14 protein-coding genes are annotated in these 13,053 nt (G+C 33.0%); 13 read left to right on the top strand and 1 reads right to left on the bottom strand.

Translation table 11 applies throughout. From position 1 onward, the window contains the following. Nucleotides 1–3 precede the first annotated feature (3 nt). Complete coding sequence (gene metG / locus ACUN3A_RS09410) at nucleotides 4–2,061, bottom strand: methionine--tRNA ligase (protein WP_445551033.1); 2,058 nt, start codon at nucleotides 2,059–2,061, stop codon at nucleotides 4–6. A 265-nt stretch (nucleotides 2,062–2,326) separates the two neighbouring features. Here metG and ACUN3A_RS09405 point away from each other — a divergent pair, with 265 nt between their 5' ends. The 13 genes from ACUN3A_RS09405 (at nucleotide 2,327) to ACUN3A_RS09345 (ending at nucleotide 12,990) form a co-directional block, all read left to right on the top strand. Next, complete coding sequence (locus tag ACUN3A_RS09405; protein ID WP_445551032.1) at nucleotides 2,327–2,497, top strand: hypothetical protein; 171 nt, start codon at nucleotides 2,327–2,329, stop codon at nucleotides 2,495–2,497. Between the two features lie 140 nt (nucleotides 2,498–2,637). Continuing rightward, entirely contained in the window at nucleotides 2,638–2,865 is a 228-nt protein-coding gene (locus ACUN3A_RS09400) for a CDGSH iron-sulfur domain-containing protein (protein ID WP_445551031.1), read from the top strand. A gap of 411 nt (nucleotides 2,866–3,276) precedes the next feature. Further along, the gene (locus tag ACUN3A_RS09395) at nucleotides 3,277–3,585 is read left to right on the top strand and encodes a hypothetical protein (RefSeq protein ID WP_445551030.1); all 309 of its coding nucleotides are present in this window, start codon (nucleotides 3,277–3,279) and stop codon (nucleotides 3,583–3,585) included. 83 nt (nucleotides 3,586–3,668) lie between these two features. Continuing rightward, on the top strand, nucleotides 3,669–4,163 hold the full coding sequence (locus ACUN3A_RS09390) for a hypothetical protein (protein ID WP_445551029.1): 495 nt from the start codon (nucleotides 3,669–3,671) through the stop codon (nucleotides 4,161–4,163). 131 nt (nucleotides 4,164–4,294) lie between these two features. Further along, entirely contained in the window at nucleotides 4,295–4,714 is a 420-nt protein-coding gene (locus ACUN3A_RS09385; protein ID WP_445551028.1) for a lipocalin family protein, read from the top strand. Between the two features lie 165 nt (nucleotides 4,715–4,879). Beyond that, on the top strand, nucleotides 4,880–5,419 hold the full coding sequence (locus ACUN3A_RS09380) for a DMP19 family protein (protein ID WP_445551027.1): 540 nt from the start codon (nucleotides 4,880–4,882) through the stop codon (nucleotides 5,417–5,419). 144 nt (nucleotides 5,420–5,563) lie between these two features. Continuing rightward, entirely contained in the window at nucleotides 5,564–6,049 is a 486-nt protein-coding gene (locus ACUN3A_RS09375; protein ID WP_445551026.1) for a YybH family protein, read from the top strand. Between the two features lie 195 nt (nucleotides 6,050–6,244). After that, nucleotides 6,245–7,069 (top strand): SDR family NAD(P)-dependent oxidoreductase, encoded by an 825-nt coding sequence (locus ACUN3A_RS09370; RefSeq protein ID WP_445551025.1) that lies wholly within the window; start codon nucleotides 6,245–6,247, stop codon nucleotides 7,067–7,069. A 1-nt stretch (nucleotide 7,070) separates the two neighbouring features. Then, nucleotides 7,071–8,003, top strand: coding sequence for a DMT family transporter (locus ACUN3A_RS09365; protein WP_445551024.1), 933 nt, complete (start codon nucleotides 7,071–7,073; stop codon nucleotides 8,001–8,003). Nucleotides 8,004–8,117: 114 nt separating this feature from the next. Next, nucleotides 8,118–8,795, top strand: a complete 678-nt coding sequence (locus ACUN3A_RS09360) for an SCO family protein (RefSeq protein ID WP_445551023.1) — start codon at nucleotides 8,118–8,120, stop codon at nucleotides 8,793–8,795. Nucleotides 8,796–8,853: 58 nt separating this feature from the next. Beyond that, nucleotides 8,854–9,093 (top strand): FeoA family protein, encoded by a 240-nt coding sequence (locus ACUN3A_RS09355; protein WP_445551022.1) that lies wholly within the window; start codon nucleotides 8,854–8,856, stop codon nucleotides 9,091–9,093. After that, nucleotides 9,093–11,192, top strand: a complete 2,100-nt coding sequence (gene feoB / locus ACUN3A_RS09350) for a ferrous iron transport protein B (RefSeq protein ID WP_445551021.1) — start codon at nucleotides 9,093–9,095, stop codon at nucleotides 11,190–11,192. Before ACUN3A_RS09355 ends, feoB begins: the two co-directional genes overlap by 1 nt. 541 nt (nucleotides 11,193–11,733) lie before the next feature. Beyond that, a complete protein-coding gene (locus ACUN3A_RS09345) occupies nucleotides 11,734–12,990 on the top strand; it encodes a DcaP family trimeric outer membrane transporter (protein WP_445551020.1) in 1,257 nt (418 codons plus the stop codon). The last annotated feature ends 63 nt before the right edge of the window (nucleotides 12,991–13,053 follow it).

The following is a 13,053-nucleotide window of genomic DNA, read 5'->3' as shown; positions in this document are numbered from 1 at the left end:
ATTTTAATTTATCGTCACTCCATTTCCAACACCATCAGCATCAGGATTTATAAAAACTAATTTCCCTTCGGCATTGGTTGTCATTAAAATCATTCCTTGACTTTCTACACCGCGCAATGCTCTTGGTGCCAAATTCACTAAAACAGAAACACGTTTTCCAATGATATCTTCTGGTTTGAAACTCTCAGCAATACCCGAAACAATTGTGCGGACATCGATTCCAGTATCAACTTTTAAAACTAAAAGCTTGTTGGCTTTTGGCATTTTTTCCGCTTCAAGGATTGTTCCCACGCGAATATCCATTTTAGCAAAATCTTCAAACTGAATCAAATCTTTTTGAGGTTCTGCTTTTTTGTTTTCGGCAATATTAGCTGTTTTAGTCGCTTCTAGTTTGTCTATCTGTTTTTGAATTTCTTCATCTTCAATTTTAGAAAAAAGCAATTCGGCTTCACCAATTTGGTGTCCCGCAGGAATCAAATCTGATTTTGTTGCCACATCGTTCCATGTAGAGACGTTGCACTGCAAGGTCTTTATCAATTTTGCAGCAGTAAACGGTAAAAACGGTTCACATAAAACGCTCAAAGCACCAGCAATTTGCAAAGCAACATACATTTGAGTTTTTGTACGCTCTTCATCTGTCTTAATCATTTTCCAAGGCTCTTCATCGGCTAGATATTTGTTTCCAAGTCTGGCCACATTCATCATTTCGCCAAGCGCTTCACGGAAACGGTATCTTTCCAATGAACTTGAAATTACAGCTGGATACGCTTTCAATTCGGTCAAAGTAGCTTCATCAACTTCTGAAAATTCATTTGGTTGAGGCACAATTCCGTTGTAATATTTATTGGTTAAAACTACCACGCGATTAATGAAATTTCCAAAAATTGCAACCAATTCGTTGTTATTTCTCGCCTGAAAATCTTTCCAGGTAAAATCATTATCCTTAGTTTCTGGAGCGTTAGATGTCAAAGCATAACGTAAAACATCCTGCTGATTTGGAAATTCTTCCAAGTATTCGTGTAACCAAACCGCCCAGTTTTTAGAAGTCGATAATTTATTTCCTTCCAAATTCAAGAACTCATTTGCAGGCACATTGTCTGGTAAAATATAGCTCCCTTCAGCTTTTAGCATCGCTGGAAAAATCACGCAGTGAAAAACAATATTATCTTTTCCAATAAAGTGAATCAACTTAGTTCCTTTGTCTTTCCAGTAAGGCGTCCAGTCTTTTCCTTCTCTTTGAGCCCATTCTTTGGTGGACGAAATATATCCAATCGGTGCATCAAACCACACGTATAATTTTTTTCCTTCAGCACCTTCAACGGGAACATCGATTCCCCAATCCAAGTCACGGGTTACCGCACGAGGTTCTAATCCCCCATCAATCCACGATTTTACTTGTCCATAAACATTCGGTTTCCAGTCATTTTTATGTCCAACCAAAATCCATTCAGTTAAAAAATCTGAATAACGATCCAAAGGTAAAAACCAGTGTTTCGTTTCTTTAAGAATTGGAGTTTCTCCCGTAATAGTTGATTTTGGGTTGATTAAATCAGTTGCATTTAATGTTGAACCACATTTCTCACATTGATCTCCATATGCTTCTTCGTTACCACATTTTGGACAAGTACCCGTAACAAAACGGTCTGCCAAAAATTGATCTGCTTTTGCATCATACAATTGTTCGGTAACTTCTTCGATAAAGTCTCCGTTGTCGTATAATTTTTTAAAGAATTCTTGAGCCGTATCGTGATGAATCTTAGCCGAAGTTCTAGAGTAATTATCAAATGCGATTCCAAAATCCGAGAATGATTTTCTAATAATTCCGTCATATTTATCGATTACTTCCTGCGGTGTAATGCCTTCTTTCTTTGCTTTCATCGAAATAGCCACACCGTGTTCATCGCTTCCGCAAATGAACAATACATCGCGATTTTGCAAACGCAAGTAACGCGAATATATATCAGCTGGTACGTAAACCCCCGCCAAATGCCCAATGTGTATCGGTCCGTTAGTATAAGGCAAAGCCGCCGTAATCGTATATCTTTCTGGATTCTGTATCATGTTTCAATTTTATTGGGTGCAAAAATAAGCAATAGAATTGAGAGTTTAAAGGTTTTTATTAGGAGCTAATCCCGCTATTCGTTGCAATCTTTTTGTTTTTAAAGAAAAAACAAAAAGGATTTTCACTGCTATCGGGGCTAGGACATTTCGTTTTATTCAATGTGTGTTGTTTCTTTACCAGTCCACTATACTTTTGAGAGCGACGGAGAAATCACAATTAGCAATTTGTTATCTTTGCGATACAATTATTTAAAGATTAGAAATCATGGCAAAAGGACCTGAAAAAAACACGAAAAATAAGGCTTTACACACCAAATTGCTTAATCGAAAAAAAGCTAAACTTCAGGAAGAGAAAAAAGAAAAAGCATTGCTTTTGAAAGCTTTAGTTGCAAAAATCAATCAGAAAAAGAACGATAACAAATCGGATACTAAATAATCATTATTGCGTTTGAAACTGAAAAAAAATTATCTAAATAGAATTGATTTAAACTAGTGCCACAACACAAAAAAGCGTAAATCAACACTCAACCTTAAAAATATATTTTGCAACCTTTGCTCAAAAAATCAAACAATTTTATGAGCAAGACAAAACTAATCGTTAACAAAAACGGATCTATAAAAATAGAAGGTGATTTCGAAATAATGGATCCCGACGGAAAATTATACAATCTACAAGGAAGAGCCGCTTTAGGACTTTGCCGTTGTGGATTATCCTCAAACAAACCTTTTTGCGATGGTTCGCACCGTAATAACTTCGAACACGATTCAATCGCATTTGATTTACCTCCAATGAAAACAAGCTAAAATTCTGTTTTCTATTAAAACCAAAAGAAGCCCTATTTTTTATAAATACGGCTTCTTTTGGTTTATTGAAAAATTAAAAAAATAATAAGTCAAGTGTTTGTTATGTAGTTAATTAAGTTAACTTTAAATTGCTATAAATAGTAACGCCTTTTTATGGAACAGTTTACGCATATCAAATCAATTATTGGGATTATTCTCGGTTTAAGTCTAACTCATCTTATTAAAGGATCTGTGAATTTTATACAGCATCCTGGCAGAAAAAAAATCTACATTCTACACTCGCTCTGGGTGTTTTATGTTTTTTTGCTGATTATCCATTTTTGGTGGTGGGAGTTTAATCTGAAACTAATCAAGGAATGGTATTTTGGTGATTATTTTTTTATCATTTGTTATATTCTCATCTTTTACTTGATGTCTGCAATTCTTTATCCAGATGATTTGAATGATTACAGCGGCTACGAAGAGTATTTCTATTCTCGGAAAAAATGGTTTTTTTCTATTTTAGCAATCAGTTTTGGAGCTGATTTAATTGACACAGCCATTAAAGGTGGAGATTACTTTTTATACAATGAAACCGAATATTATCTGCGGATCTTCACTCACATTATTTTATGTCTATTAGCCATAAAAGTGCATAACAAAGTCTTTCATACTCTATTAGTATCATTATTTATTGTTTATGAACTTTCCTATATATTTAGATTGTTTAATATTGAATAAAACACAGTAAGAACTTAATGAACTGATAATTAGAAATAAGTTATAACTATCTTTATTTGAAACACTAACCTATAAACAAAACAATGGAATCAGAATTTAAAGAAAAACAAAAGTTTACTCAATGGTGGTTATGGTTGATTTTAATTGGAATTGCACTTTTCCAAGCGTATGGATTTTTTAAAAAGTTTATCGAAGGGAAAAATTTTGGCGATGAAATAATGTCAAACTTGGGGCAAATCATCTTTACAATACTTCCGTTTGGAATCCTATTTTTGTTTTGGTACATGAAACTAGAAACAGAAATTGATCAAAAAGAAATACGCATCAAGTTTATTCCTTTGGTAAAAAAAACATTTAATTGGGACGATGTAAAATCAGCCACAGTTATAAAGTACAAGTTTGTAGGTTACGGAATCCGATTGTTCACTTCGTATGGAACTGTCTATAATATCAAAGGAAACATGGGGTTAGCGATTGAACTAAAAAACGGAGAAAGAATAGTAGTCGGAACACAAAGACCAGAAGAATTAACCCAAATAATTAAAAATATTTATCCAAACAAAGTTGTTTTTCAATAGATTAACTAATCTATTATGGATACATTTTTAAACTCTTATAAAAAATAATGTAACTGTTTTCAAAAATTATGTAATAGTTTTCAGGCACTCTAAAGGTAATTTAGCCATTATTAATTTTAAAAAAATGAGCCATGAAAACTAGAAGCATAGTATTAGCATTAGCATTAAGTATCGGATTATTTACAGCGTCTTGTAATTCTAACGATGAAAACGAAGGAGATACAATAGCTCCAATAGAAGGAAAATGGAATATTGTCAAAGTGGGCACCAATGTGAATGGTGTAGAAACATTGGCTGATCCTCCACAAAACGTAGCTGGTTGCGACCATGATTTCCTTACCTTTAACGTGAACAATTCATTAGTTTCAGGAGATTATGATTCAACTGTTAGTAAATGTGCACTAACAACTGTGTCAGGAACTTATTCTAGACCAGACAGTAAATTAACGACTGTTATAAATGGTGTAACTACTACTTATGACATTGTTAATCTTACACTTTCTGAGTTAAAATTAAAGAATGGGAATGCTATCTCGGTTTACACTAGATAAATCTAGTCCCAAATTCTAATTTTAAATCTGCAATTTGAAACGGAAAAGACTTTAAAAAGTCATTTCCGTTTTTTTATGAATGAAAGACAATCAAAAGTAAAAATGTTGTGTTTGTATTGTTATTTTACCCGAAATTTGCAACCAAACAAGAAAACATAAACTCATATGGAATTCGGCAGAATCATTATCTCAGAAACCGCTGCAAATAGCGAAAACCCACAAGACATTATTAACTCTAATATTTCGGTAATTAACTTAATGCGCGAGGAAAAAATTGATGACGATTTGATCCATGAAGATGCCTTGATGAGTTATTATTTAGATTATTACGCATCGCAATGCACTGAAGGCAATTTTGCTCAATTTGTTTATAATTCTCATTGGAATACTGAACTAAATGAACTTATTGAAGAAGGTTTGCAATTGCTTGGTGCCAAAAAACACTTGGAATTGTTTCAACAGCAATGCAAGAAAGTGAAATTAATGAGCAGTGTTAAAAGAGAAAAATTCTTCAAAGGCAAACTTGAAGGAGTGAACCCAATTAGAGATTTGTTGAACAACGATACCTTTTTCGAAATAGAAGAAAACCTAGTGCAATTAAATGCCGATTTCTTAAAATCACATCCCGATACCGAAATTCTTACAGTAGATGAAATGTTTACGGTTTTGGAAGAATTTGTGGGACACGAGATTAAAAGAGATTAGATTTATTTTTTTGGCAAAACCCTAAAATAGGTGCGGATCCTTATAAAAATCTAATTTCTATTACAAAAACATACGCGATTACATTTTTTTATATTAAATTTATCTCTTTAAAACTCAATCTTTAAATTAGAAAAAAACACTGTTATGAAAAAGATGTTCAGTAAAGGATTAATTGTTTCGAGTGCTTTGTTATTATTAATTTCCTGCAAAAAAGAAGAACCTGTAGCTGCTGCGATTGATGTTAACCAAATCAAAGAAGAAATTCAAGCTAAGGAAAATGAGTTTGCAGATACATACAATGCAGGTGTTATGAAGAATATAGGTTATTTTGCAGATGATGCAATTACCTTTCCACAAAATAACCAACCGGTAACAGGTAAAGAAGCGATAATTCAGTATTTGAAAAGCCACATAGACACAATTTCAAAAGGGAATAAAATTTCATTTACAACTGCCGAAGTCTTTGTTGCAAAAGATGGAGAACAGGTTGTTGAAATTGGTAACTATAAGGTAGTCGATTCTACACAAGTCTTAGTAAATTCAGGAAATTATATGACGTTATTCGTTAAAAAAGACGGAAAATATTATAGCCTTAGAGACATGAGCGCTTCGGAATTGCCAAACAAATAAAAATATACCCATTATTTAAAAAAGGTTGTCAAGATTTAATTTTGACAACCTTTTTTTATTACCTAAAATGAAGTCAAACGCAGATTATATCGATTATTTTCTCCTTACTAATTTGTTTCAAATCATGCAATTCTATTGATTTCAGCCGGCATCCAAGTTTATTTTTGTTCCTTTGCCAAATAATTTAATGATAGAATGAAACAAATAAGCCTATTAGGTTGTGGTTGGCTGGGTTTGCCTTTGGCGAAAGCCTTACTTAAAGAAAATTTTTCGGTAAAAGGGTCTACTACTTCCGAAGAAAAACTTTCAAAATTAACCACAATGGGAATTAATCCATTTTTGGTGGCGCTTGACAGCAAAGGAATTACTGGTACTATAAATGATTTTCTTCACGGAAGTGAAACTTTGATCATTGATATTCCACCACAATTGAGAGGAAAAAATAGTAACGCAACAATTGTGAATGAAAAGGTATTTGTAGCCAAAATAAAAACCTTGATTCCGTATATAGAAAATTCGACAATACAAAATGTACTTTTTGTGAGTTCGACTTCTGTTTATGGTGAAACCAATGCTAGTATTACAGAAGCATCAACGCCAAAACCCGATACTGAAAGCGGTAAACAATTGCTTGAAGCCGAAATGCTATTGCAAAATAACAAACACTTTAAAACCACAATTCTGCGTTTTGGCGGACTCATTGGCGAAGACCGAAACCCAATTACTTTTTTAGCAGGAAAACAAAATATAGAAAATCCCAAAACGCCTATCAACTTTATTCATCAAGACGATTGTATTGGTGTAATCTTAAAAATTATAGCTACTGATTCTTGGAACCAAACCTTCAATGCTGTCAGTCCTTTCCATCCCACGAGAGAAAACTATTATTCACAAAAAGCAACTGAATTAAATTTACCATTACCAACGTTTGATCATTCCAAACCTTCTATTGAAAAACTCATTTTGAGCGATAAAATTAAAACTGTTTTGGGGTATACTTTTATTAAAACCAATTTATAAGTTGACATCAAAAATTAAAACTGCTATTAAAGCAAAAGTCAATTACATTGGATTACCAATTTTGGCTTTATGCTGGGTAAGTTTTTTTTGGGGCACCACTTGGTTAGCCTCCAAAGAAGGCGTAAAACACATGCCCGCATTACAACTTGCGGGAATTAGACAATTCATTGCTGGGGCACTATATTTATGTTTTTTCTTGTTTAAAAAAACATCGTGGCCCAAAGGAAAACAATGGAAAACCATTCTAATCCTTAGTTTACTCAATTTTGCATTAAGCAATGGACTCAGCACTTGGGGCGTAAAATACATCAGTAGCGGATTGGGTGCAATCATTGGAGCCATGGTTCCTTTATGGATAGTGTTTATTAGTGTTTGCAAAGGAGAGCGAATTACCCGACTGGCATTAATTGGAATTTTAATCTGTTTTGGTGGCGTTTGTGTTATTTTTTATGAGCATCTAATGGATTTTTTACAGCCTGATTTTCAATTTGGCATAATGCTTTCAATAATAGCAACCATCACTTGGGCTTTTGGTACTTTATACACCAAGAAAAAGGCAAATAGTTTCAATCCTTATTTTAGTTTGGGATTGCAAATGTTCATTTCCAGTATTTTAATTTTTGCCTTTACAGGAGCTACTGGTATTAGTATTCCTCTTTCACAAATTCCAGTGGCATCTTGGTGGGCTATAGGATATTTAGTGATTTTTGGTTCAATTCTAACCTTCATCGCGTTTATTTATGCTTTGCAAAAACTACCTACTGAATTAAGTAGTGTCTATGCTTATATAAACCCAATAGTTGCTGTACTTTTAGGCTCATTCATTTTTGGAGAACCTTTAACAATCGCTATAATATTTGGTGGAAGCGTTACTTTAATTGGATTGTATCTCATTAATTATGCGATGCGAAAAAGCAGAAGTCAAACAAAATAAGTAATAACCATTATTTAAAATTGTTTTTGATCACAAATCAAATCCATTAAAAATCAATACCGTTAAATTCTCAAAAGGTTTACTTTTTCTTTATTTTTGTACCAAATTAAAATTATGTCTTCTTTTTTCAAAAAATACAGAACTTATATCGCAGTCGTTTCCATTTTTTCTATTGTAACGTTGTATTTATTCTATTCGGCATTAAAGCCAAATAAAACATTACCCATTTATAATCCTGCTGATGTAAATCCAGAATTAGTGGACAGTACTGTTCAATACGTTAGCAAATACCATACAATTGCTGATTTTTCTTTTATCAATCAAAACGGAAAAACCATTACGCAGAAAGATTACGAAGGCAAAATCTATGTAGCCGACTTTTTCTTTACAACCTGTGGTTCGATTTGTCCAAAAATGACCACTAACTTAATCGATGTACAAAAAGCAATCAAAGACAAACCAAATGTTATGTTGCTGTCCCATACCGTTTTTCCTGAAACTGACAGTGTACCTGCCTTAAAAGCTTACGCCAAAAAGTATGGCGTTATTGATGCAAAGTGGAATTTAGTAACTGGCGACAAAAAAGAGATTTATACAATGGCTCGAAAATCATATTTAGCCGTAAAAATGGGAAAACCCGAAGAGCTATATGATATGGTACATACCGAAAATTTTGTATTGGTAGACCAAAAAAGAAGAGTACGAGGTTTTTACGATGGTACTAAAAAAGAAGAAATTCAGCGGCTAATTGAAGATATTAATTGGCTTAGCGAGAATGAAAAAAAGGAGTAACACATATAATTATAAATAAAAATGTATTTTTGCAATCTAAATTTAATCTAAATAAGCTTTGCGAACAACGATACATTCTCTCAAAAAAGGGCAAAAAGCCACGATCTTAGAATTTGACATCGATTTAATTCCATTAAAACTACTAGAAATGGGGTGTTTGCCGGGCAATGAAGTACAATTGCTTCAAATTGCTCCTCTAGGAGATCCGTTATATTTAGACATTAACGGCTCTCATGTAGCCATTCGTATTGAAACTGCTCGTGAAATTGAAGTTGAACTGATCAAAACCAACTTATAATGAGTCTCCAAAATATCAATGTTGCCCTTATTGGGAATCCAAATACAGGAAAGACTTCGGTTTTTAATCAGCTTACGGGATTAAATCAACAAGTAGGAAACTATCCTGGAATTACCGTTGAGAAAAAAATGGGTTTTTGCAAACTTCCCAACAACGTAAAAGCCAATATTCTTGATTTACCTGGAACTTATAGCTTGAACGCAAGTTCTATGGATGAAAGCGTGGTTATTGAACTTTTGCTAAATAAAAATGACAAATTATATCCAGACATTGCCGTTGTAGTAACAGATGTTGAAAATCTGAAAAGAAATTTACTGATTTATACTCAAATAAAAGACCTTGAAATTCCAACAATTTTAGTCATTAATATGGCAGATAGAATGGAAAACAAAGGTATTACGCTTGATATCCCTTACCTTGAAGAGCATCTAAAAACCAAAATTGCTTTGGTTAGTTCCCGCAAAGGTTCTGGAATTGAAGAACTAAAAAACTTAATTGTTTCCTATAAAACCATTCCGCACGAACCGTGTTTGAATGCATCAAGTATTGATCCTGCTTATTTCAAAAATTTAAAAGACGCTTTTCCAAACCAATTAGTTTATAAATTATGGCTGGTTATCACACAAGATGTTAACTTTTTGAATTTAGAACGCAATGAAATTCGAAGCACTTTTACGAAATCACATTCGGAACTAAAACGTTTACAGCAAAAAGAAACAATAAAACGGTATCAGTTCATCAATGAAGTTTTAAAAGGAGGTCTAAAAGTAGATGCTTCACAAGCAACCGATTTTAGAGCTAAATTAGATCATGTTTTAACCCATAAATTTTGGGGTTATTTTATTTTCTTAGCCATACTATTTATCATATTTCAGTCTATTTTTAGCTGGTCAACCATCCCAATGGATTTTATTGATAGCACGTTTGCATCATTAAGTAGTTGGGTTGCTGCAACATTACCAAGTGGAATTTTAACTGATTTACTTTCACAAGGAATCATTCCCGGAATTGGTGGTGTCATCATTTTTATTCCTCAAATTGCATTTTTGTTTTTGTTCATTTCCGTCCTTGAAGAAAGTGGTTATATGAGCCGTGTGGTTTTCTTGATGGACAAAATTATGCGCCGATTCGGATTATCTGGAAAAAGCGTTGTGCCTTTAATTTCAGGAACTGCTTGTGCAATTCCAGCAATTATGGCGACTCGAAATATCGAAAACTGGAAAGAGCGTTTAATTACTATTTTAGTAACTCCGTTCACCACTTGTTCTGCCAGACTTCCTGTTTACGCTATTATCATTTCATTAGTAATTCCAAATCAACGTATTTTAGGCATCTTGAATTTACAAGGATTAACACTGATGTTTCTATATGTTTTAGGATTTGCAACTGCGATTCTATCGGCTTATATCTTGAATAAAATTTTAAAACTGGATACTAAAACTTATTTCGTAGTCGAAATGCCAAGTTATAAATTGCCGTTATTAAAAAACGTTGGAATTAATGTTGTAGAAAAAACCAAAGCATTTATAGTTGGAGCTGGTAAAATCATATTAGCAATCTCTGTTATTTTATGGTTTTTAGCCTCATACGGACCGGGAAAGAAATTTAACGACGCAGAAGCCATTGTAAAAGAAACAATGATTGAAAAGCCTTTAAATAAAGTCGAATTCGAAAATGCTGTCGCTTCTCAAAAATTAGAGAATTCTTACATTGGAATTATGGGCAGGGCTATCGAACCAGTCATTTCTCCTTTAGGATATGATTGGAAAATCGGAATTGCCTTAATAAGTTCATTTGCAGCACGCGAAGTCTTTGTGGGTACACTTGCGACTATTTACAGCGTAGGCGATAGCGATAACGAAGCAACTATAAAAAGTAAAATGCAGGAAGAAGTAAATCCAATAACGGGTGAAAAGATTTTTAATTTTGCCTCTGGAATATCGTTATTACTTTTTTATGCTTTTGCCATGCAATGTGCGAGTACACTTGCTATCACCAAAAAAGAAACCAACACTTGGAAATGGCCTATGATTCAACTCACTTTTATGAGTGCTTTGGCTTATGTTGTAGCTTTGATAGCTTTTCAAATTCTAAATTAAAATATCATGATTCAGGAAATTATAGCTTTTTGTATCCTTGGTTTTGCCGTTGCTTTTTTAATTAAAAAGTACTTTTTCAAAAAGAAAAAATCTGATAAAAACTGCGGTAATGGCGATTGTGGGTGTAGTTAATCGATAACAAACCCTATTCCCAATTTTTTCGATTGTAAAGCAATAGCATAAACTTTATGTGTTGTTATGAAAATTGCTTTCTAAATCTCTGCTTCTTTTAAAATTAAAACTCAAATATTAATTTTGAAAGCTACAACTCCATTCCTTTTTTCTAAATAACTCCCGTACTCGAAAACGGACTCTTTCCTCATACATCTGTATATATAATCCTCGGTTGTTTCCCAAATTACATTCATAATCAAGTTAATAGAAATATAAACTTTAAAAACAATGTTAAAATTTTAATTACCTAAATAAATATTTTTAACAAAAAAAAGTTAAATTTGGTAATAGAAATCAATTTATCTTACGCATTTCCAGATTGCCTTTGTAATTAGATCAAATAATTTAATTTTATTCTTTAAAAATTATGAAAAAGGTAGCATATTCGGTATTGACAATAATTTTATTTTCTTCTCAAATAAAAGCTCAAGACAAAGAACCTGAAAAAACCATGGAGATTAATGGTTTTATAATGATGGATACTGGTTATGATTTTGGGAAAATGGCTCCAGATTGGTTCGACACAATGAGACCAACCAAAATTCTTGATAGTGAAGGTAACGAATACCAAAGCCAAGGGAATGTGTATTTTGGAGTCCGACAATCTACTTTGAATATAAAAAATTATTTTAATACCTCGTTAGGAGAAATAAAAACTGTTTTTGAGTTTGATTTATTCGGATCTGGGAAAAATGCTGGAGAAACCACCTTTCATTTACGTCATGCTTATGCAAAATTGGGCAAATTTTTAGTTGGCCAAACTAACAGTGTATTTGCAGACATGGAAGTATATCCAAATCTTATAGAATATATGGGACCAAATGCAGCTGTTTTCGTTCGAAACATTCAAATTCGATATACACCTATTGAAACGGACCATCAAACTTTAGCGGTTGCTCTAGAACGCCCAGGAGCTACTGGAGATAAAGGGCAATATGGCGAAGGATTTGTTTACTCATCTGTACTTGACGGTGTCGCATTTAGATTTCCAGTACCAGATCTTAGTGCTGAATATCGATACACCGATTCTTGGGGATATTTAGAATTAGCAGGAATTGTGAGAAGTATTAAATGGGAAGATACTAATACCGATGCCTATGATTTATCAGGAAGTACTGTAGGATGGGGATTAAGCTTAAGTACTAAATTACATTTAACCAAAAATATTATTTATCAAGGATCTTTTACATATGGCGCTGGAATACAAAACTATATGAATGATGCTGATGCTGATATTGGAACCAAAAGACAATATGATAATACCCTAACGCCTATCACAGGAGAAGCAATTCCGCTTCTTGGAATCGTTTCGTATTTTAATATTAATTGGAGTTCAAAATTAGGTTCTGCAATAGGTTATTCGGTTATGAATAATAAAATGACCGATGCTCAATTATCAACTGCATATAAATCAGGCCAATATGCGAGTGTGAATATATTGTATTCACCAATTAAAAATTTAATACTTGGACCAGAATTACAATGGGGAAAACGACATAATAATGATTTTGCTGGGGATCCTGTTTTCAATCTTCCTGCTGCAAAAGGAAATACTGGAGATGATGTAAAAATACAATTTTCATTAAGATATAGTTTTAATAACACCTTTTACAAAACTCATTAAAGAAAATGCTAGATTTAGCAATGATTTTTTTAATAAATATAAATAACTGATTTACAGTGATTT

The sequence above is a fragment of the Flavobacterium sp. WC2509 genome, from assembly GCF_052683105.1.
The sequence above is the reverse complement of the archived record's forward strand: the minus strand, read 5'-3'. Positions and strand labels throughout refer to the sequence as shown.